The 20,288-nt window shown below is 57.2% G+C and carries 18 protein-coding genes and 1 pseudogene; 15 read left to right on the top strand and 4 right to left on the bottom strand.

What is annotated here, in order from left to right; translation table 11 throughout:
- Positions 1-32: 32 nt before the first annotated feature.
- Both ACXAGF_RS22975 and ACXAGF_RS22980 read right to left on the bottom strand, forming a co-directional pair.
- The gene (locus tag ACXAGF_RS22975) at positions 33-1,058 is read right to left on the bottom strand and encodes a FecR family protein (RefSeq protein ID WP_475019870.1); all 1,026 of its coding nucleotides are present in this window, start codon (positions 1,056-1,058) and stop codon (positions 33-35) included.
- A 75-nt stretch (positions 1,059-1,133) separates the two neighbouring features.
- Positions 1,134-1,643, bottom strand: a complete 510-nt coding sequence (locus ACXAGF_RS22980; protein ID WP_475019871.1) for a sigma-70 family RNA polymerase sigma factor — start codon at positions 1,641-1,643, stop codon at positions 1,134-1,136.
- A 632-nt stretch (positions 1,644-2,275) separates the two neighbouring features.
- Between ACXAGF_RS22980 and ACXAGF_RS22985 the strand changes: the two genes are divergently transcribed.
- The 6 genes from ACXAGF_RS22985 (at position 2,276) to ACXAGF_RS23010 (ending at position 11,200) form a co-directional block, all read left to right on the top strand.
- Complete coding sequence (locus ACXAGF_RS22985) at positions 2,276-4,060, top strand: IucA/IucC family protein (RefSeq protein WP_475019872.1); 1,785 nt, start codon at positions 2,276-2,278, stop codon at positions 4,058-4,060.
- Entirely contained in the window at positions 4,044-5,780 is a 1,737-nt protein-coding gene (locus ACXAGF_RS22990) for an IucA/IucC family protein (protein ID WP_475019873.1), read from the top strand. The genes ACXAGF_RS22985 and ACXAGF_RS22990 overlap by 17 nt, the downstream gene beginning before the upstream one ends.
- Positions 5,777-7,057 (top strand): AMP-binding protein, encoded by a 1,281-nt coding sequence (locus ACXAGF_RS22995; RefSeq protein WP_475019874.1) that lies wholly within the window; start codon positions 5,777-5,779, stop codon positions 7,055-7,057. The genes ACXAGF_RS22990 and ACXAGF_RS22995 overlap by 4 nt, the downstream gene beginning before the upstream one ends.
- On the top strand, positions 7,054-8,364 hold the full coding sequence (locus tag ACXAGF_RS23000; RefSeq protein ID WP_475019875.1) for a DUF6005 family protein: 1,311 nt from the start codon (positions 7,054-7,056) through the stop codon (positions 8,362-8,364). Before ACXAGF_RS22995 ends, ACXAGF_RS23000 begins: the two co-directional genes overlap by 4 nt.
- Complete coding sequence (locus tag ACXAGF_RS23005) at positions 8,361-9,218, top strand: sugar phosphate isomerase/epimerase family protein (protein WP_475019876.1); 858 nt, start codon at positions 8,361-8,363, stop codon at positions 9,216-9,218. The genes ACXAGF_RS23000 and ACXAGF_RS23005 overlap by 4 nt, the downstream gene beginning before the upstream one ends.
- Before the next feature lie 188 nt (positions 9,219-9,406).
- Positions 9,407-11,200, top strand: a complete 1,794-nt coding sequence (locus ACXAGF_RS23010; protein ID WP_475019877.1) for an ABC transporter ATP-binding protein — start codon at positions 9,407-9,409, stop codon at positions 11,198-11,200.
- A gap of 507 nt (positions 11,201-11,707) precedes the next feature.
- Here the strand turns inward: ACXAGF_RS23010 and ACXAGF_RS23015 are convergent.
- Entirely contained in the window at positions 11,708-12,643 is a 936-nt protein-coding gene (locus ACXAGF_RS23015; protein ID WP_475019878.1) for a LysR substrate-binding domain-containing protein, read from the bottom strand.
- Between the two features lie 154 nt (positions 12,644-12,797).
- On the opposite strand from ACXAGF_RS23015, the gene ACXAGF_RS23020 reads away from it, so the two are divergent.
- From ACXAGF_RS23020 to ACXAGF_RS23055, 8 genes are all read left to right on the top strand, one after another.
- A complete protein-coding gene (locus tag ACXAGF_RS23020; protein WP_475019879.1) occupies positions 12,798-13,637 on the top strand; it encodes a transporter substrate-binding domain-containing protein in 840 nt (279 codons plus the stop codon).
- Positions 13,638-13,740: 103 nt separating this feature from the next.
- A complete protein-coding gene (locus tag ACXAGF_RS23025) occupies positions 13,741-14,094 on the top strand; it encodes a Rid family hydrolase (protein ID WP_475019880.1) in 354 nt (117 codons plus the stop codon).
- Between the two features lie 5 nt (positions 14,095-14,099).
- A complete protein-coding gene (locus tag ACXAGF_RS23030) occupies positions 14,100-14,414 on the top strand; it encodes a (2Fe-2S)-binding protein (RefSeq protein ID WP_475019881.1) in 315 nt (104 codons plus the stop codon).
- Positions 14,414-15,829: an FAD-dependent oxidoreductase gene (locus tag ACXAGF_RS23035; protein WP_475019882.1), complete on the top strand. Its 1,416-nt coding sequence runs from the start codon at positions 14,414-14,416 to the stop codon at positions 15,827-15,829. Before ACXAGF_RS23030 ends, ACXAGF_RS23035 begins: the two co-directional genes overlap by 1 nt.
- Positions 15,819-16,940, top strand: a complete 1,122-nt coding sequence (locus tag ACXAGF_RS23040) for an NAD(P)/FAD-dependent oxidoreductase (RefSeq protein WP_475019883.1) — start codon at positions 15,819-15,821, stop codon at positions 16,938-16,940. The genes ACXAGF_RS23035 and ACXAGF_RS23040 overlap by 11 nt, the downstream gene beginning before the upstream one ends.
- Complete coding sequence (locus tag ACXAGF_RS23045; protein ID WP_475019884.1) at positions 16,930-17,652, top strand: ABC transporter permease; 723 nt, start codon at positions 16,930-16,932, stop codon at positions 17,650-17,652. The genes ACXAGF_RS23040 and ACXAGF_RS23045 overlap by 11 nt, the downstream gene beginning before the upstream one ends.
- Entirely contained in the window at positions 17,652-18,368 is a 717-nt protein-coding gene (locus ACXAGF_RS23050) for an ABC transporter permease (RefSeq protein ID WP_475019885.1), read from the top strand. The genes ACXAGF_RS23045 and ACXAGF_RS23050 overlap by 1 nt, the downstream gene beginning before the upstream one ends.
- The gene (locus ACXAGF_RS23055; RefSeq protein ID WP_475019886.1) at positions 18,365-19,162 is read left to right on the top strand and encodes an ABC transporter ATP-binding protein; all 798 of its coding nucleotides are present in this window, start codon (positions 18,365-18,367) and stop codon (positions 19,160-19,162) included. Before ACXAGF_RS23050 ends, ACXAGF_RS23055 begins: the two co-directional genes overlap by 4 nt.
- Before the next feature lie 182 nt (positions 19,163-19,344).
- On the opposite strand, the pseudogene ACXAGF_RS23060 reads toward ACXAGF_RS23055, so the two are convergent.
- Positions 19,345-19,836: pseudogene (locus ACXAGF_RS23060) on the bottom strand (class I SAM-dependent methyltransferase); the annotation flags it as partial.
- 167 nt (positions 19,837-20,003) lie between these two features.
- On the opposite strand from ACXAGF_RS23060, the gene ACXAGF_RS23065 reads away from it, so the two are divergent.
- Complete coding sequence (locus ACXAGF_RS23065) at positions 20,004-20,261, top strand: DUF4172 domain-containing protein (protein ID WP_475019887.1); 258 nt, start codon at positions 20,004-20,006, stop codon at positions 20,259-20,261.
- Positions 20,262-20,288 lie beyond the last annotated feature (27 nt).

The raw sequence follows: 20,288 nt of genomic DNA on the forward strand, positions 1-20,288 counted from the left end.
TTGCTGCGATTTTGTTGAGTTTTAGGGTCAAATTAAAACTGCGTCAGAACGCGGCCGTAACGCGTCACCTCGTGAACCTGGCCGCCAAAGGGGCGTACCAATGCATGAAGGGCGCGGTCCGGGTCTTTCAGATCGAAGAGACCCGTGACCCGCTGCGTCGCGAGAGAGGACTGCGGGATCGCAATCCAGGCGGTATGATAGCGCTGCAACCGTTCAGCGGCCGCTGCAACCGTCATGTTGTTGATAAACATCCTGCCACTACGCCAGGCCGCGACGTCCTCCGGCACAACCTCGCTGCGCACCACTTCACCCGTGCCGTGGGCCACTGTTGCCGCCTCGCCAGGCGCAAGTTCGAAATTTTGCTTGAGTTGACCGCTATAGGAGACCGCGACGGTACCTCGTGCAAGTTCGACGGTCGTTTCGGCATTTGCCAATTGAACATCGAAGGCCGTGCCAAGAACCGCCACGGTCACGCCGCCGGCATCGACGGTGAAGGGGCGAGATTCATCATGCGCGACCATAAAGAAGGCTTCTCCCTTGAGAAGCCGGACATGGCGAGAATTGGCGCCAATCTGTGATGCTATGGCACTGCTGCCGGCCATTTCGATAACAGTACCATCCTCCAACGTGACTGTCCGCATTTCCGCTGTCTCGGTGACATGGTCTGCCTGCCACTGCAAAAGAAGCGAGGGACCAGCGAGAACAGTAAGGATGCTGGCAGCCGCGGCCAGCGCTACCCCTACCGCACGGGCCTTCCAGTGATGGACCGATGCCAGCCCTTCAACTGGCGGCCGAGTGTCTCGCCACAAGTGCTCATGGACGGGAGGCACCTCTCCCAGCAGCTGCCAGGTCTTGAGGACACGTTCCCAAGCCCGGAGATGGCTGGGCGACCGGCGTACCCATGTACGGAAAGCGTCTTCGGTCGCGCGACAGTGGGGACACCCCTTCAACTCGAGGAACCAACTCGTGGCCTCCTCAAGCAACATCGTCGGAATGTGATCGTCCTGGGTCAAAGCGAAGCCTGTGCTGCTGTTCGATAAGGATTCAAGCAAATTCATCCCATTTTCTTCTATAGACGAGCAGCATACGATTTTTTTTCACAACCCGGACGAGAATTTGTTGGCCGCTGTGGGTCACGCGTCGCTGGAGATCGCGGCTGCAATCCGCACTATCGCAGTGCGTATGTATCGATGGGCGGTCGCGGTCGATATGTTTAGGCGGGCCGCGATCTCTTCTAGAGTGTGACCGCCGAAGCGGTGCATTTCGAGAGCCACACGGACATCGACCGGCAGTTCACTCAGGATCCGTATGATGTGCTGAACCCCGTCGGTCGCGACCACAATGTCTTCCGGAGTAGGAACCTGGCCCGGGATCGACCAGAACGGCGGCTCGCCCTGTGTTTCCCGAGCCTCGATCTTCTGACGCTTGAGCAGATCGAAGGAGAGATTGCGCACAATCCTGTATAGATAGGCGAGTGTCTGCTCGTAGGGACCCTTGTCAGAGTTCGTCGGTGCGAACCGGAGATAGGCCTCTTGCACGATATCCTCGGCTGTCTCGCCGGAACCCAGTATTCGTGTCGCATAGGCGACCAGAGCCGATCGGTTGGCCAGGTAGACTTGTCGGCGAGTCTCGATGTCGATCATGACTGTTGGTTCGGTCCGGGTTCGGTTGGTCCGCAACATCCAGCCTGCGTGGCATTCTGCGGATCTGGGCGGCGGCTAAATCACGTGCACGCGGAGCCTCTTAGCACGCTCCAACAAACTTGTCTCCAATACTCAAGTTAATTTTCTATGTGGCCGGGCTTCGAGGTTGAGCCATGCCTCTCGCAGATCGCGCCGTGATGCGCTCGCCTCTGCGAGACTGCCTCATTGCGCGCTGCCCCCGCCAAAGCAAGGCAACGCCTTGCTGACAGAAGTCTGAATCTCGTTCCAAATTTAATTTGATTTTTTTTCTCAACAAAAGTTCGGGGCAGGTGAAAAAATAACTGAAGCCGGTCGTCTTTGGTCGGAAGCGCCCGCCGGAGGCTACGCGCAGCAATACGACAGGACGGCAGGGACGGGTCCCTCCAAAGCCTAGAGCAGGAGCCTCACATGCAAGCAGTCCAAGCCCGACTTGCGATTGAGAACGGCCGCATGTGCCTGAACCAACAAGAACCGCGCCCTGTCCTTCGTGAGACCCCGGGGCGGCGCATTAACGCCCGACAGCAGAATTCGCCTGCTGAGCAAAAGTACCCGCCGTTGAGCAACCATGCGGCCGCGTGCCGAGGATAGACGGGATGCAATCATCAAGGCAAATCGCTGAGAGCGCAACTTTTCAGAGTTTCGCAAATTGCTACTTGCGGGAAGTGAACCCCGGCAATCGGGTCCTGCACCGGACCGCGGCAGGTTCCTTCGACAGTGTGGAGTGGTCGCTGCCAAGGCAGCAGATGATTCTTCGCGCCGAGATTACCTCGTCCTCCCTTTGCGGTCCGCATCACTTTGGGCGGGTCTGGGGACGTGCGGTTCCGGATCCCATCTGGCGTCAGATCGAGTTGATTTCGGCGCTCCAGATGCTTGTTCACGAATGCTACAGGCGGGCCGAGGAAAGTCAGTCCGATACGTTGCGAGGCTTCGAACTCGAACTATTGATGCGGGTGCTCGAAAGTTACCAGCAAACGGTGCATTACATCGACAGGGCGCAATCCGAACCATCCGACGACTGGCATTTCATCAAGGCTGAGCAATCGCTGGTTTTCGGTCACTGGCAGCACCCGACCCCGAAAAGCAGGCAGGGCATGACCCACTGGCAGCAGGAACGCTATGCCCCGGAGTTGCGCGGTCGGTTCAAGCTCAACTATTTCGCCGCCAAGGCCGACGTCGTTCGTCATGCCTCCGCAAGGCCGATGCAGGCCAGCTCGATCGTTCGTGCCCTTGTGGGATCGGATGCAGAATACCTTCAAATCGACCACGGTGAGCACCTCTTGCCGATGCATCCGCTCCAGGCCGAAGCCCTGCTTTTAGATCCCGACATTCAGGCTATGCAGGTCAAGGGGCTGTTACGCCACCTCGGTCCTGCAGGCCCGAGCTTCACGGCGACTTCGTCGGTTCGCACCGTCTACAGCGCCGACTCCCACTGGATGCTCAAGTTCTCGCTTCCTGTTCGCATCACCAACTCCATGCGTATCAACAGACGGCACGAACTTGAAGCAGGCGTTGCAATGGCGAAGCTGATCGACCGTATTGGCTTTGGAAGGCGGTCACGAAACTTTCGCTTCATCCAGGATCCTGCATTCATCACTCTCGACATACCGGGTCGCAACGAAAGCGGATTCGAAACCATCCTGCGTGAGAACCCATTTGGGGGCGACAGGGGAAATGGTGTCGTGACGATCGCTGCGCTGTCTGCGGACCCGCTACCGGGTAATTCGTCGTGGCTTGCGAGGCTCGTTCGCACCCTCGCCGCGCGTAATGGCAAGACGGAGACCGAGACAGCCCTCACATGGTTCCGGCGTTATCTCGACTGCGCGATCGCTCCACTCATCCGCCTGTACGACGACTTTGGCATCGCTCTGGAGGCCCATCAGCAAAATAGCCTGCTGGACATCGGCTCGGGCTATCCTTCAACCAGCTACTATCGCGACAACCAAGGCTTCTACCTTTCCGAACGCTATAGGAGCCTGATTGCCGGCCACGTACCCGAAACCGAGACGATCGGATCTCTCTATTTTACCGACAGCGAGATTCGCGACCGGTTCGCCTATTACCTGATCGTCAATCAGGTCTTCTCGATCGTAAGCCGCCTCGGACATGACGGGTTATGCGACGAAGATGTCTTGCTGCGCGAGTTGCGTATGCATCTCGAGGGCCTGGCTTCGGTATTGTCTGGGGCGGGGCGGGATTTCTCGCGACATGTCCTTGATCTGCCAACGATCGGTTCCAAGGGCAATCTTACGACGCGCCTGCTCGACGTCGACGAACTGCAGTCCGGCCACGCGCCGACACTCTACCGTCAGATGCCAAACCCACTGCGGGCGCAGGCCGTCCTTTCGGTGCCGAGGAGCAGTCATGCCATTGCCTCGTGACATCGAGGGCCGGGCGGACGAGAGGGTGCTACGCCAACTCGTTTCCGCCCTGTTGTTCGAGGGCATCGTCGACGCGCGTGAAACTGCAGGAGACGGCATCTCGATATTCAGATGGGCGCTCGGCAATGCTCACTTCCGCTGCCGAGGCGCCATCGGGCCGTTTGGACGACCGCGCCTGCTGCCTGCTTCGGTAGAGATGCAGCATGCCGATGGGAGCTGGGGCGAAGCGCGACTTGAGCAGATCGTGCCCCGCCTTCCCGGCAATGGCATCAATCGTGGGAAGCTGCTCAAAGAGTTGAAACAGACCATCGCCTTTTGCAACTGGAACGAGCGCAATCTTCCACAACGTTTGCGGCGAACGATGACCTTTGCTGAACTGGAGGGTGCCCTCGACGAGGGGCATCCCTATCATCCCTGCTTCAAGGCGCGCACCGGCTTTTCGAATGCCGATCACGCGGCCTACGGGCCGGAGTCCGGCAAGACGTTTCAATTGGTATGGCTCGCCGTTGCATGCAAGCACCTGAAGTACGCTCTGCCCGTCGATGAGGCCAGCTTCTGGCGGGCCGAACTTGGACACCATGGCTGGTCTGAGCTTCAGGCGGCACAGCGACAGCTTGGCATCGCTCCGGACGGCTTCGGTCTTGTGCCGCTGCACCCATGGCAATGGCGAGAGCTCAGAGATACGCTCGTCTCCGGCTGGATCGCCGCGGGCGAGGCCCATTGGCTCGGGCCAATCGGAGATCGTTACCAGGCAACCCAGTCAGTGCGGTCTCTGCTGAACCAGGATCGACCGCATGCCGCCAGCCTGAAGCTCCCGCTCAGCATCATCAACACTTCGTCGCGCAGGACGCTCGAGCCGCATTCAGTCTGCACGGCGCCGATAATTTCCCGCTGGATCGCAGGAATGGTCGCCGATGATCCTCTTCTTCATCATCGCTACCCGCTGACCATCTTGCAGGAGTATGCCGGCATCATCGCCGGCGACGGCGGACCACTTGCCGGTCAAGTGGCGGCGCTGTGGCGCGAAAGTGCGGCCGCCACACTCGGGCCCGGCGAAGCCGCCATACCCTTCAACGCCCTGATGGTGCTGGAAAAGGACGGGCGCCCCTTTGCAGACGACTGGATCCGGCACTTCGGCCTCATGCCATGGTTCAACCGGCTGATCGAAGTCGCGATCCTGCCTGTATGGCACCTGCTGATACATCATGGCCTTGCCGTGGAAGCCCACGGCCAAAACATGGTGCTGGTTCATCGCAACGGTTGGCCAATGCGCCTTGTTCTTCGCGACTTCCATGAAAGCATAGAGTTCTCGCCCAGCTTCCTGCGTGAGCCGGAAAAGGCACCGGACTTCCCGTCGCTGAACCCGCTCTATCGCGAAGCCGAACCGGATCAGTTCTACTGGACCGACAATCTGGACTCGCTGCGCGAACTCGTGATGGACACATTGTTTGTCTACAATCTCAGCGAAATCTCCCACCTCCTCCATCAATGCTACGACCTACCGGAAGCGCTTTTCTGGCAGCGTGTCGAAGGCATCCTTGCAACCTACGAGAACGAGCATGCCGCGTCGGATCGGCGGGTGCGACTTGGCTGCGACCAACCCCACATTCTCACAGAATCCCTGATGACAAGGAAGCTGCTCGCGCGTGCCCCGGAATATCACCACTCGGTGCCGAATGCCCTCGTAACTGAGCCCCATCTACGAAGGAGAACATCATGATCCGCATCGACGAAAGGCTGTACGCGAGCGACTATGTCGAGGAGACATCGTCTCGACTGGCAAGCGAAATCGGCCTGTCCGAGCGAGATACGGGCCGATATGCGGTCTGTTTTGCCGACACGATCGACTGGCTGTCGTTGTTCTTCGCGATCCGCAAGGCGGGGGCGAGCGTTCTGCCTATCCATCCCGGCACGCCATACCCGGCTGCGCGCAAGCTGGCGGTCGGCGCTGGTTGCGACCGGCTGTTCTACAACAGCCTGACGGCCGAAGTGCTCGATGCGCCTGCGAGCGTATCGACGCGCGGAACTCTGTTACAGATGAGCTCGGGCACGACCGGCGCGCCGAAATGCGTGGCACGCGACTGGGACGTGATCGACGCCGAGATTGACAGCTATGTCCGCACATTTCGTGAACCGGAAAGCATGACACCTGTCGTCGCCTGCCCGACCACTCACTCCTACGGGCTGATCTGCGGGATCCTCGTAGCTTTGAAGCGGGGCCAGACGCCGGTCATCCTCAACACCGCAAACCCAAAATACCTCCTGAAGGTGCTGCGCGAGACCGAGCGCCCATTGCTCTACTCATCGCCCGCAATCCTGCACACGCTGGCTCGGCTTATGCCGCCTGGTGAAAAGATACACGCGACCATGACTTCGGGCACGGTGCTTCCCGACGCATGGTTCGCCGACATCCGGGCGAGGAGCCTTCACATGTTCCAGCAGTACGGCTGCTCCGAAACCGGCTGCATTGCCATCAATCCTGACGTTACCGCTACAGGTGACATGGGCTATGTGTTGCCTCATCTCACTGTTGCGACGGGCAGCAGCGTTTCCGAAACAGCCGAAATCGTTGTGACGAACGAGGATGGCGCTGCGATCCATACGCGCGATCTCGGCTATCGCCGTGCCGACGGTATGCTCGTCTTTGTCTCGCGCCTTGACGACATGATCAATGTATCGGGCCTCAACGTCTATCCGAAGGACGTTGAGGACGCTGTCATGTCGATGCCAGCCGTCAACGATGCGGTCGCCTTCCGCAAAAGCGACCGTTTTGCTGGCGAACGGGTCGCACTTCTCTTCAGTGCCGACCGCCCGGTGGCACTCCAGGCAGTGCGCGAATGGTGCACGCGCCATCTCGCCAGCCATCAACTGCCAACGGAGATCATCCAGATCGGGGCCGTGCCGCGTCAGGCAAACGGAAAGATCAGCCGACGCGACATCGCAGCTCGCCACACAGTCGGCGAGTTCAACAGCATCGTGACGGGAGCTGCATCATGAACGACGCCGAAATCCTGGCAGCTATTGAGACGGTCCTGACCGACCAGATGGCGCACGCGCATATGGACGGCTTCGGGCTTAAAGCCCGCCTGAACGAGGATCTCTATCTCGATTCTGTTCTGATGCTCGAAATATTCCTTAACCTGGAGCTGGAGTACGGGCTTGCGGTTCCAGAGCAAGCCATCGCAAGACAGGAACTTTGCACGATGGCCGATCTCGTTGCACTTTACCAGCCAGCACCGGTGCCTGCCGTTCCTGCCGTTCCACTCACAGGTGGAACGTCCGACGAAGGCGTACATGGTGAAGCCTATTACGACATCAAGGTTCATTGCTTCGTCAGCTGCGTTTGCGACGGACTGAAGCGCCAGAAGCTCGACCACAGACCGTTCTATTTTGGGGTCTGGGACGCGAGGTTCGCGGTGAGCGATCGTTTCGGGCTCCTCTATCATTCACCCGAGATCAGCCAGGAATTCTTCCGCGCCTGGTTCGAGCGCCTGTATGGGGTCTGCGTGGTCGAATGGTACGATCCGAATCGCTCGAAGGAAGACAATCTTTCGGTACTATTCGATCTCCTCCGCAACCGCGGAGAAACCGGCTCTGTAATGGTCATGCTTGACATGTTCCATTTGCCGGAACGAGAGAACAAGTTCAACCAGAACCCCTTTCCGCACTACCTGATGCTTCAGGAGACGCCCGATCCAGAGACCTGGTTCGTGCACGATCCCGATTACCGATGGGAAGGCGAGATCGCCCGGAGCAAGGTCATCCACGCGATCATGCAGCCGACCGTGGGCGGCGGTTACGTCTTCGACCACGCCTTGGCACGGTTGCCGGATCCGGAGGATCTGAAGGCCTATTTCGAAGCGTGCTTCTTCGAGGATCGCAATCCGCTTGTCGACTCCGTACGCAAGATCGTCGCTGCGCACCTTGAAGAACGGGACGAGGGCATCAGACTTTCGGGGCTTGCCGCAGCCTTGCGCGAGCTGCCCGTGATCACCATCCGCAAGTACGCCTATGAACACGGCTTCGCCTTCTTCTGGCGCGCGTTGAAGTTGCCGGCTGCCGAGTTCGAGACATGGTGCGATGAAATCGAAACCTTGGTGCAGTCGCTGAAGGCCCTTCATTACGAATGCATGAAGCTTGCCCAAACCGGAAACCGTGCTTTGGCGGCCACCGTCTACGAACGCCTCGACGAGGCGGACAGCATAGAATCCAGGATCAAGGAGAGGCTGTCCGAGCTATTCGACCTGTGGTGCGACTTCGCCATTACTCCACAACTCAGACTACGCAAAAGGATAGCGCGATGAAGGTCTCACTCTGCACGATCACGTTTAGACATCATCTTATCTCGCTCGCAGAAATCGCCGCCTGGGCGCAGTCCAACGACTTCCAGGGCATCGAACTCTGGGGGGCACACGCCCGCAACCTCGCGGCCCAGCCGGACCGCAACGCCGAATGGCTCGACGGCTACGGGTTGTCGGTCCCGATGATCAGCGACTACCTGCCGCTCGATGCGGACGAGGAGACCCTGCGAGGCAGGACGGTGGAACTGTGCAGACTTGCGCGCCGTTGGCGCGCACGCAAGATTCGCACCTTCGCCGGGAACTGCGGCAGCCTCGTCGTATCGACACCGGAGCGCCGGCACATTGTCGAACGCCTCAAGCAGATCTGCGAAATCACCGGCAGCCACGGCATTCACCTGCTGGTCGAGACGCATCCAAAGACGCTGGCGGACACGGCCGCCTCTACCCTTCGCCTGATCGAGGAAATCGACCACCCCTATTTCGCGATCAATTTTGATACATTGCATGTTTGGGAAGGTGGCGACGAGCCGGTGGCCATTCACCGGGCGTTAAAGCCGTATATCCGACACTATCACCTGAAGAACATCGTAGACCGGGCACAGCTTTCCGTCTTCGAGCCAGCCAACGTCTATGCTGCTGCCGGTAGCAGGTTGGGCATGACACCCTTGTTCGAGGGCAGCGTCGACTATGTGAACTTCCTTTCGGAAGTATCCGGGGAGCCGCAAATCGATGCGTCGCTTGAGTGGTTTGGCAACGATTGCCTCAAGATCCTGCGACAAGATCGTAGGCAAGTGCGTCAGCTGATCGAAGCGTGCGTGCAGAAAAATCTGGAAGCCAAGCAGTTGCGAGCCGGCTAGGTATGGCGAACGACTGCGACGACGGGTCTTTCCATTGAGGTCGGACACTATGCGCTTGCGCAAATTGCTGACTTGCCGTCAATCGAGGTATTGACCGTCAACATAAAGGCTTCCTTCGACGGGCCCATCCCGCCGACACGGCGTCATGACACCTCCATCCCCACGATCCATCGAAAGTCCGCCCTGCAATGCCCAGTCTCCTTCAGCGCTTTGCAACTTACTATCGCCCGCACCGCGGACTCTTTGCGCTCGACTTCTCGGCCGCCGTCGTTTCGGGAATGCTGGAGCTTGCCTTTCCAGTTGCAGTGACACTCTTCATAGACCGGCTGCTGCCAACCGCTCGGCTTGACCTGATAGTGGCCGCAGCCGCAGGTCTCTTTGCGATTTACCTACTGAATGCCGGCCTCCAAATCATTGTCACATATTGGGGACACCTGCTCGGCGTGCGCATAGAGGCCGAAATGCGGCGCAAGGCCTTTGATCACTTGCAAAGATTGTCTTTCGGCTTCTTCGACAACCAGAAGACTGGACATCTCGTGGCAAGGCTGACGAAGGATCTCGAGGAAATCGGAGAGGTCGCTCATCATGGGCCGGAGGACCTGTTCATCGCCATCATGACGCTGCTCGGCTCCTTCACCTTGATGCTGCTGGTACATGTCCCGCTCGCGCTTCTCACTGTCACCATTGTGCCATTGACCGCACTAGTCACCGGCCACTACGGTTCTCGAATGACCTCGACCTGGCACGCGCTCTACGGCCGCGTTGCTGACTTCAATGCCCGCATCGAGGAGGCCGTCGGCGGCATACGCGTCGTGCAGGCCTTCGCCAACGAAGAACACGAACGCAAGCTCTTCGCTGAAAGCAACCGAAACTACCTCGCCACGAAGATGCAGGCCTATCGAGTGATGGCCGCGTCCCTTTCGCTGTCCTACCTCTCCATGCGTCTCGTGCAGGTCGTCGTGATGCTCGCAGGTGCCTGGTTCGTCGTTCGTGACGACCTATCGGCCGGAGGTTTCGTCGGCTTTCTGCTGTTGGTTGGCGTCTTCTTTCGCCCGGTAGAGAAGATCAACGCGATCATCGAAACCTATCCGAAGGGCATCGCTGGCTTCGAGCGGTACGTTCGCTTCCTCGATACACCGCCCGACATTCTGGATCGCAAGGGGGCCAGGGAGGTCGCCCGCCTGGAGGGCAATATCCGATACGAAGCTGTCCGATTCGGGTACAGAGACGGACAAACGATCTTCGACGGGCTGGACCTCACGGTAAGTGCGGGCGAGACCATCGCCTTCATTGGTCCGTCGGGCGCAGGCAAGACAACGATCTGCTCGCTGCTGCCGCGCTTCTACGAGGTATCTGGCGGTTCGATTACCATCGACGGCATCGACATACGCGACATGACGCTGAAGTCGCTCCGCGACAATATTGGCATTGTGCAGCAGGATGTTTTCTTGTTCGCAGGCTCGATCCGCGACAACATCGCCTATGGGCGGCTCGACGCAACGGAAGATGAGATTCTCGAAGCGGCCCGGCGGGCAAGGCTGGAAGACGTCATCGCCAACCTGCCGAACGGGCTCGATACCGTTGTCGGCGAAAGGGGCGTCAAGCTCTCCGGCGGCCAGAAGCAGCGCCTCGCGATTGCCCGAGTTTTCCTCAAAAACCCGTCAATTCTCGTCCTGGACGAGGCGACGTCGGCGCTTGACACCCATACGGAACGGGCCATCCAGCAGTCACTCACCGATCTGTCTAAGGACCGCACCACGCTCGTGATAGCCCATCGCCTCGCCACGATCGCAGGCGCCGACCGCATCTTTGTCGTGGACGCGGGGCACATTACCGAAGGCGGCAGCCATGCGGAACTCATCGACCATTACCAACGCAAAGGCCGCCAGACCGAGCAGGGCGGAACTTGGGAAACTCGCTTGTGTGACAACTCGATAATCACTCGAGACTTCTCAGGGGCCGCAGTGGTAGGTCGAAAGTGATCCGAACGGACATGACGCAGCCCAGAAGCTCCACCGCTGATCCGGCGGAACAATTGCAGGTTTCACGCAAGAAGCGGTGGCTCTTTGCTCCGGTGAGTTGTCTCGAAGCCCCGATGTCTTCGGCCCTACGATTTGAGGCAAGACTTGGCCAATGCGCTGCAAGGCCGCTGCCGCATAGGCGCACGCTCCGGCGCGATATCCTGGCGTGCTTCCGGCACTGCATCTTGTGGAGTTTACGTGGTCATGCCAACAAACCTGAAGGGGGCCGCGTTGAGTTGCCTAGGATTGGAGTTTGCTTGCCCAATTGCCGACGCAGATGACTGCTCGGCAGGAGATCGGCGATCTGTCCGGTCCGACCCGCGCTACTGCATCGGCCACAGCCTCGTTGGAGCACGATCTGCCGCACCGTTGTCAACCAACGGCGAAATCCGGCCGTGGCGCAATTGGAAGCCCTGCAGGTGCTGCCGGGCCTTGCCGAGCCAGCGCCGCGGGAGCCTCGTGCAGAGGTTAGACATTGGACGCCGGTGCAGCAGCCGTTGCCGTTGCGATCACCTGAGACAGCTCTTTGACCGCAAATTCTATAAGCGCATCAGCAAGTGCAGAGGGTTTGGATCCCTTTTGCCGATAGATGCTGTAGCTGATCGTGAGCTTTGGTTCGAACGGCCGAATGACAAGCCCGTTCAGTTCTGCTGCAAGAGCCGACAGCAAATCAACCACGGTAACTCCCCATCCGTTCCGGCAGAATGCAATGGCTGTCGCTGCTAAGTTGGTTTCAACGGCTACTGGAATTCGAACACCCTCTCTTGAAGAGAGCTGCTCGATCTGATTTGCAAGCGGGTCCGATGCAGAGAGTGATATGAAGTTCGTTCGCGACAAATCGCGCACCCCAACAATAGGCAGTTTTGCTAAGGGATCACCTTCTGGAATTACGCAGACGACAGGTACAGGTGGCAGAAGTCGCCGCACCACAGTTGGGTTTTCGTAGTTAGAGCTCGCCCCAATGGCCAAATCTATCTGATTTCTTCCAGCCCATTCGATCAACGTCTGGGTCGATCGAATGTTAACTGTTATTTTAACATCAGCATGCTCAGACATGAATGATTGGACAATTGCCGGGATGATACCATTTCCCAAGGCTGGGAGGATACCAATACGTAGACGCCCTGTCTTGAGGTCCGCTAGATCTCTGGCGACACGGGTTATTTCCTTGGCGGATATGAATGATCTCTCAACTTCCGAAAACAACGACAGCGCTTCTGCAGTCGGAACAAGACGCTTTTTCTGACGCAGGAAGAGCGCCATACCTGCTTTTGCTTCAAGTTGTGCAATAAGCCTACTGACCCCAGGTTGAGCAACATTCAAAAAGTCCGCTGCCTTCGTGACAGTGCCGTGACTCATGATTGCAGAAAACGCCTCAATCTCGCGCAGAGTGAAGTCTCGCATGCCGCTTGCCTCGTCAGATATCGCACACCCCACGACGGGATTATGCCTTTTTGATATGAACTCCGAACAGCTTGGTATTTGTATTCTGACGTTCTGACCACAGAATATTCGGGTAAGCAGACTAAAGTTTTGCTACCACCAAAAAGGGAACAAGATGCTCAATCGTCATATCAAATCCTCTGTCGCCTTCCTCGCCGCTGCGCTGACTGCATCGACTGTAATGGCTCAGAACAAAGCAGTCACTATCGCTTTGGAAGGTGCATACAAGCCTTGGAACCTCACAAATTCAGATGGAACACTAGGTGGCTTCGAGCCAGCCCTGGCCAAGGTGCTGTGTGAGAGGGCGAAACTGGAATGCGACCTGATTACTGCCGAATGGGACAGCATGATACCGTCCCTGAACGCTGGTAAATTCGACGTCATCATGGATGCGATGTCCATTACCGCAAAACGAAAAGAGGTCATCAATTTCAGTGTTCCATACGCGTCTACGCGCTCGCGGTTTATGTCGGCAGCGTCGAGTTCGGATACATTCAAAAGCCTGGTCGAAAATGAGATCGTCCTGAATTCGACCGGCAAGGCCGGCGGTGAACTCGATGCCCTACGGGCTGCCTTCAAGGGCAAGATTATCGGAATTCAGGCCGCTACGCACTATGGGGCCTTTGTCCGCGAAAATTTCGGCGACGTGGCCGAAATCCGCGAATACAAAAAAGGTCAGGAACGCGATATTGACCTTCAGAACGGACGCATCGATTTGATCATCGATAACACGGTGTATTTGACCACAGCGTTGGAGACCGCAAAGGGCGCTCTGTCCTTTGTCGGTCCGACGATCAGTGGTCCAATTTGGGGCGAAGGCGTCGGCCTTGGATTGCGTAAATCCGACGACGAACTGCGTGCAGCACTCGACGGCGCCATCAAGTCAGTTCGTAGCGATGGCACTTTGACCAAGCTGTCGCTGGAACACCTCAAAACTGACGTCACGCCGAAGTGAAACAAGCGACCGGTGGGGAAGTCAATCGCCCACCGGCCACCACTTATACTAAAATTGTATCATTGAGAAGCGCGCAGTGTCAGTTGTGCGCCAAGGATATCCAATGCGAATTGAACATTTGGACCAAGCTCCGGCATTCCACCGCATCGTAATCCACGGGTCGACGGCGTACCTGTCCGGACTGGTCGCGGAAAACGGTCATGCGCCGTTCGAAGAACAGGTCAACCAGGTGATCGATCGGCTAGAGAGCACGCTCTTAAAAATCGGTGCTTCACTTGATGATGTGTTGTCAGTGACTGTGTTCCTAACCGAGATGAGTAAGAAGCCCAGCTTGAACAAAGTCTGGAATGAGCGCTTTGTTTCCGAACGACTTCCCGCTCGGGCTACGGTTGGCGTCAGTGATCTCGATGGACCTTACCTCATCGAGATCTCTGTCGTCGCCGCTTATGGGGCATAAAGCAGATGTTTCGCCGGTTAGCCAATTTACCGTCAAACAGGCTGGAAATCGAGGTCGACGGTCGATCTGTAGAGTGTTTTCAGGGTGATACCGTTGCTGCGGTGTTGCTTACGCAGGGAAACTTGCCCTTCCGGCAGACGATCGTCAGTGCAACGCCACGCATGCCTCTCTGCATGATGGGTGTATGCTTCGACTGCCTTGTCGAAATAGACGGGCTCCCTAATCAGCAGGGCTGCCTGCGCGAGGTCGCGTCCGGGATGAAGGTTAGGCGGCAGCTTGGCAGCGAATTGAACCCCACAGCCCTGAGGAAGACAAGCTGATGGATGTTGTGGATGTTTTGGTGATCGGCGGCGGACCAGCGGGAATGACAGCCGCGACGATTGCGGCAGAGTCCGGGTTGAAGGTTGCTCTTATTGATGAGCGTCCGGATGCTGGCGGGCAGATTTACCGAGGGCTGGAGGAAGGGCCCTTGCGCGAAAGCAGTTCTTTGGGTCCAGACTACACCAAGGGTCGTGCCATTATCGACAGGTTCCGACGGACCAATGTTGCTGCATTCTTCAATTCCTCGCTATGGCGCATTGATGCGGATGAATGCCCAGGGCGGGCCGCGTTTTCTTGCTGCGGCCAGAGCAGGACGATCAGGTTCACGAGATTGATCCTGGCGACTGGCGCGATGGAGCGACCCGTTGCGTTTCCAGGATGGACCTTGCCGGGTGTGATGAATGTAGGTGCAGCTCAGCTGCTACTGAAGTCATCAGGCGTGATCCCTTCCGGCCGAGTGGCTCTATTGGGCAACGGACCACTGTTGTTGCTGTTCTCACAGCAACTCATGACGATGGGAGTTCGGATCTCTGCACTGCTTGATACCGCACCGAAGATCAACAAACTTGCTGTGGGCCTACGACACTTTAAGGCCCTCATCGCGAACAGAGACAAAGCGATGAAGGGGATCGGACTTTTGCAGGCTCTGCGACAAAGCAAGATCCCTGTATATCGAAATGTGTCAGAGATCTCCAGCGTGGGTAGAGATCAGTTGTCGGAGATCCGTTTCCTGGCAGATGGCCAGCGACGTAAGCTCGCCCTGGACCTACTACTGATCCATGAAGGTGTTATCCCGAATACTCAACTGAGCAGAGCACTCGGTTGCGAGCATGTTTGGAATGAAAAGCAAGCATGTTTCATCCCGGCAACGGACAACTACGGAAGGTCAAGCAATCAAAACATTTTCATTGTGGGAGATAGCGCATCGATCAGGGGCGCAGACGCTGCTCCAGCATCCGCGCAGGTAGCAGTTGCGACCATCATGCGCGATCTCGGATTTCCTCAAGCGAATATCAACAGCCTTTTGATGCCTGCATTGCGATTGCGGCAGAGGGAGGAGAGCTTCCGTCCCTTCATTGATGAGCTTTATCCCCCGCGCTTGGCAATCTCAAGGATCGCAGACGAGACAATTATCTGTCGTTGCGAGGAAGTACGTGCGGTCACCCTTCGCGAAGCGGTTAAAGATGGCGCCGTCGGCCCAGCCCAAGCAAAAGCATTCACTCGATGCGGAATGGGTCCGTGTCAGGGCAGAATATGCGGACTGCGGGTCTCGCAACTCATTGCAGAGGAAACATCCGCAAGCGTTGCTGAAGTGGGATCATACAATGTCCGGTTCCCATTGAAGCCGGTAACCCTGGCCGACATGGCAGCCCTCGCGAACAATGTGGCAGACGGAGACAATCATGTTCATTGAGAAGGATGTCGCCGTTATCGGTGGGGGCCTAGTCGGAATATCCATGGCCTATGGCCTCGCCATCAATCAGGTTAATAGCGTCGTTTTGGATGAAGGTGATTCCGCAATTAGGGCTAGCCGAGGCAATTTTGGGCTTGTTTGGGTTCAGGGAAAAGGCCTTTCGCTCCCTGCATATACGGGATGGGCAATTCGTGCGGCCGAGCTGTGGCCTGATCTGGCCCAGAGGCTCGAAAGTAAAACCGGCATAGATGTCTCGCTCGATCAATCCGGCGGCCTATTTTTCTGTCTTACACCGGAGGCGCTGGAGCGCCGGAGGGCAGATCTTGAGACGGTGCGAGAGTTGTACGGTCGCCCTTATGACTTCGAGATGCTCGACAACTCTGAGCTCAGGAAGCTGGTACCTCAGGTTGGTGAAAATGTCGCCGGCGCGAGTTACAGTCGATACGACGGCCACGCAAATCCGATCCGATTATTGCAGGCCTTTCATCGAGCCTATGGAGAACTGGGAGGACAATACATTCCAGGCGCAGGGGTGGTTGGCATAGACCACCATGGCGAAAACTTTCTCGTTAAGACGGAACTCCAGACAATATCGGCGCGGCGCATTGTACTTGCAGCAGGCCTTGGGAATGCCGGGCTGGGAGAGCTATTGGGGCGGACTATCCCCGTCCGCCCCATACGTGGCCAGATCATGGTCACCGAGCGTGTAAAGCCAATTTTCAAAATGGCGATGGAGCAGGTCCGACAAACTGACAATGGCTCAATCATGATCGGATCGACATGGGAAGACGTAGGCTTTGATACCAGGACGACCCTGGAGGCCAACATCCGTATGGCGGCTGATGCCGTCAGCCTCTTCCCATTCCTATCGCAAGTCCGCGCCGTCCGCAGCTGGTCGGCCCTTCGGATCATGTCTCCGGACGCTTCCCCAATCTACGAGGAGGTCGTGCCGGGCGCCTTCTTAGTTACCTGCCATAGCGGCGTCTCGCTCGCAGCAATCCATAGCTTCGAGGCGGCCAAGTGGATCGCGGACGGAAAAATACCAGAGGATATGGCTGCATTTGGCCTGTCTCGGTTCGACAATAGAACGGTCTCGAACCATGCTCACTGAGGCACTGAATTCAGATATAGCGGGGTGGGTAGTGCTCCTTGTTCTCGGAGCACTTATGACCTTGGCCGTAACTATTTGCTCATTGGCTCTTGGCGCAATTCTCGGCGCTATCGTTTGCTCATGGAAGTTGTCAAAGAATCTCGTACTGAGAACGACGGCTTCGATCTACACGGCCGTATTGCGAGGCATTCCCGAACTTCTTGTCATTTACGTCATTTATTTTGGCGGATCTGGGGTTCTAACTAGTCTTGGTGGGGCGGTGGGCTATGGTGACTTTATTGCCGTTCCTGCGTTTGTCGCAGGAGTGGTAGCTGTCGGGCTAGTTTCGGGTGCCTACCAAGCGGAGGTCTACCGCGGAGCCTTTGTGGCCATAGCTCGCGGGGAAATCGAAGCTGCCATGGCAATCGGAATGCATCGGATGCAGCGCTTTATCCGTATCATTCTTCCCCAGGTTCTGCGAATGGCGATCCCTGGCCTTGGGAATGTTTGGCAACTGACGCTGAAAGACTCTGCACTGATTTCTGTCATTGGTCTTGCCGAACTGATGCGCGTCAGTCAGCTCGCGGCGGGTTCGACTCGAGAATATTTCCTCTATCTATCCCTCGGCGGCATCTTTTACCTGCTTCTCACATCTGCATCGGATCGCGTCTTCAAACTACTCGAGAGCGTAGCTAATCGAAGCATGCCCACAGCAACGATGGGAAAAGTGTGATGGACACGACTTTTCTGACGAGTACCCTCACCGAGCTGTTTGCTGCAGTACCGTTAACCTTGGCACTCTTCGCGCTTTCCATTTTATTTGGTGGCACGTTGGCGATCACGATCACCTGGATGCGCGTGTCCCGCAACAGGGCCATTTCCTCGTTCGCGAAAGCGTACATTTTTTTGTTTCGCGGTTCTCCCCTGCTCATTCAGATATTTCTCATATATTATGGTCTGGCGCAGTTCGATCTGGTCAGGAACGGACCGCTATGGCCATACCTTCGACAACCTTTTGTCTGCGCGGTCATTGCACTGTCACTTTGCACCGCCGGATATACCGCTGAGATCCTGCGTGGCGGCCTGCGGGCGGTTCCAGTTCGTGACATCGAAGCGGCAAAATCAATCGGAATGTCAGGCTTGCTGCTGTTTCGCCGGATCATCGCTCCCATTGCTTTGCGTCATATTCTTCCGAGCTACACCACTGAAATGGTGCTGATGATCAAGTCGACCGCCCTGGCCAGTATCGTCACAGTCTGGGAGGTAACAGGGGTAGCGCAGCGCATCAGTTCCGAAACCTACCGCGTGTTCGAGACTTTTGCCTGCGCAGCCATCATCTACCTAATGCTTAACTTCATTGTTATCCAGGCGATGGCGCTGGCGGAGATGCAACTATCGAAGCACAGCAGGCAGATATCCGGGGTTTCCATTATAGGTCGACGCAAATGAATAGAATTTCCACGCAAGCTTCTCCTCGCCTGATGGTCAAGGACATTCACAAAAGCTTCGGTGTGTTCGAAGTTTTGAAGGGAATCTCGATGGAGGCACGGGATGGTGATGTCATTTCACTGCTGGGTGCCTCAGGCTCCGGTAAGTCGACCTTTCTAAGATGTATCAACCTGTTGGAGGTGCCATCGAAGGGAGAAATCTGGGTTGATGGCGAGAAGCTGAAAATCACCCAACATCGTCATCACGCGACTATCGACGATCAGCGGCAAGTCGATCGAATTCGATCCCGATTGAGCATGGTGTTCCAGACTTTCAATCTCTGGTCGCACATGACCGTTTTACAGAACGTCATAGAAGGGCCGGTTCACGTCATGAAGCGGCCACGGGCCGAGTGCGTTGATGAGGCTGAGGCTCTGCTCGAAAAGGTTGGCCTTTCCGAAAAACGAAATGCCTATCCGGCACATCTGTCGGGTGGTCAACAACAACGTGCTGCAATTGCCCGAGCATTGGCAATGAGGCCAAAAGTGATGCTCTTCGATGAGCCGACCTCTGCACTTGATCCAGAGCTCGTTGGTGAAGTCCTTCGCGTGATGCGTCAATTGGCAGAAGACGGCATGACGATGATCGTCGTTACCCACGAGATGGGTTTTGCAAGCAATGTATCCAATCGGATTGTTTACATGAAAGATGGCAGGGTAGATTGTGTCGGAACACCACAGGAGATGTTCGGCAGTGGATGCCCCGAGTCGTTTGCTCGTTTTGCGAGCAAAGCAAATCATTCCGCAGAAACATAGTACTTCGAGGTGGCGGGGTTGCGTAGGCGCTCTTGGACACAAGCCGGTGGAGCCGCAAGCCCTTGCACGTTAATCCTCCGGTAGTGGCCGTAGGTTGTACCGCTTGAGCGGCGATTTGGGTGAGGACGTCGACCTGCGATCGATGTTGATCTTGGCGCTCATGACCAGCGTAGTGCTGTGCCCCCGAACGGAAGGCGGGCCAGGATGTTCGCATGCTTCTGGCTCATCGCTCCGACGTAATAGGGATCATGTCCGATGTAGCGCTCGCCTGCCCGGACGGCGAGGCTGGCGAGCCGTCCGATGGGCGTCGGCGTCGTCCAGTCGCCGTCGAAAACAAGCAGCCTTCCGCCCGGCTTGAGCACGCGGAACCAGTCCGAAAGCGCCTGCTCCGGCTCCGTCAGCGTCCAGACGAGATGGCGGCAGATCACAGCATCGTAGGTCTGATCGAGCTCCATCGTCCGCTCGGCATCGGCCAGGATGAAACGGACCCGCCCATTGCCGGCATGTTTGGTGCGGGCCACGCCGAGCATTGCTTCGGAGAAATCGAGCGCCGTCACCTCATGGCCGAGGGCAAGAAGGACATTGGTCACCTCGCCGGTGCCGCACGCAAGTTCCAACACCTTCTGCGGAGCCGGACCGATTGCCTCACGTACGGCGGCTGCCCAGGCGTCCAATGCGCGCGGCACGGGCCTGAAGAAGATTATCAACCCTGGAGGTTGTCACGCCCAACGGCCATTTGCGGCCAGCTTCAACGCGGTGCTGGTGTGATGAGCGAAACAATCCACTATTATCGCCCACATCATTGCGGCATTGTGAGCGATAAATATGGAGTTTATCACCCATGACGTGGAATTGGGAATTGGCTGCGTGGCCGGAATTCGAATGGAACCCTGAGCTTCTGCGGGCCAAAGAACAGGCATTCATGGAGAATGCAGCTATCGCCGTCGGCACCATGCGCCATCTGGGGAAGAATGATCGCGAGGACGTCGCAATCGAGCTTCTCAGCTCCGATGCTTTGAGCACTTCAGCCATCGAGGGCGAAGTCCTCGACCGTGACCCAGCCACGGGCCGGCGCAGATGGCCTACCGACAAACGATAGCCCCGAAGCACCGGGGTCTCCCGCACC

It is taken from the genome of Mycoplana sp. ABR4_002 (genome assembly GCF_056159645.1).

Coding starts and splice junctions, on each gene's coding strand:
- ACXAGF_RS22975 (WP_475019870.1), bottom strand. CDS start 1,058: ATGAATTTGCTTGAATCCTTATCGAACAGCAGCACAGGCTTCGCTTTG.
- ACXAGF_RS22980 (WP_475019871.1), bottom strand. CDS start 1,643: ATGATCGACATCGAGACTCGCCGACAAGTCTACCTGGCCAACCGATCG.
- ACXAGF_RS22985 (WP_475019872.1), top strand. CDS start 2,276: ATGCAATCATCAAGGCAAATCGCTGAGAGCGCAACTTTTCAGAGTTTC.
- ACXAGF_RS22990 (WP_475019873.1), top strand. CDS start 4,044: ATGCCATTGCCTCGTGACATCGAGGGCCGGGCGGACGAGAGGGTGCTA.
- ACXAGF_RS22995 (WP_475019874.1), top strand. CDS start 5,777: ATGATCCGCATCGACGAAAGGCTGTACGCGAGCGACTATGTCGAGGAG.
- ACXAGF_RS23000 (WP_475019875.1), top strand. CDS start 7,054: ATGAACGACGCCGAAATCCTGGCAGCTATTGAGACGGTCCTGACCGAC.
- ACXAGF_RS23005 (WP_475019876.1), top strand. CDS start 8,361: ATGAAGGTCTCACTCTGCACGATCACGTTTAGACATCATCTTATCTCG.
- ACXAGF_RS23010 (WP_475019877.1), top strand. CDS start 9,407: ATGCCCAGTCTCCTTCAGCGCTTTGCAACTTACTATCGCCCGCACCGC.
- ACXAGF_RS23015 (WP_475019878.1), bottom strand. CDS start 12,643: ATGCGAGACTTCACTCTGCGCGAGATTGAGGCGTTTTCTGCAATCATG.
- ACXAGF_RS23020 (WP_475019879.1), top strand. CDS start 12,798: ATGCTCAATCGTCATATCAAATCCTCTGTCGCCTTCCTCGCCGCTGCG.
- ACXAGF_RS23025 (WP_475019880.1), top strand. CDS start 13,741: ATGCGAATTGAACATTTGGACCAAGCTCCGGCATTCCACCGCATCGTA.
- ACXAGF_RS23030 (WP_475019881.1), top strand. CDS start 14,100: ATGTTTCGCCGGTTAGCCAATTTACCGTCAAACAGGCTGGAAATCGAG.
- ACXAGF_RS23035 (WP_475019882.1), top strand. CDS start 14,414: ATGGATGTTGTGGATGTTTTGGTGATCGGCGGCGGACCAGCGGGAATG.
- ACXAGF_RS23040 (WP_475019883.1), top strand. CDS start 15,819: ATGTTCATTGAGAAGGATGTCGCCGTTATCGGTGGGGGCCTAGTCGGA.
- ACXAGF_RS23045 (WP_475019884.1), top strand. CDS start 16,930: ATGCTCACTGAGGCACTGAATTCAGATATAGCGGGGTGGGTAGTGCTC.
- ACXAGF_RS23050 (WP_475019885.1), top strand. CDS start 17,652: ATGGACACGACTTTTCTGACGAGTACCCTCACCGAGCTGTTTGCTGCA.
- ACXAGF_RS23055 (WP_475019886.1), top strand. CDS start 18,365: ATGAATAGAATTTCCACGCAAGCTTCTCCTCGCCTGATGGTCAAGGAC.
- ACXAGF_RS23065 (WP_475019887.1), top strand. CDS start 20,004: ATGACGTGGAATTGGGAATTGGCTGCGTGGCCGGAATTCGAATGGAAC.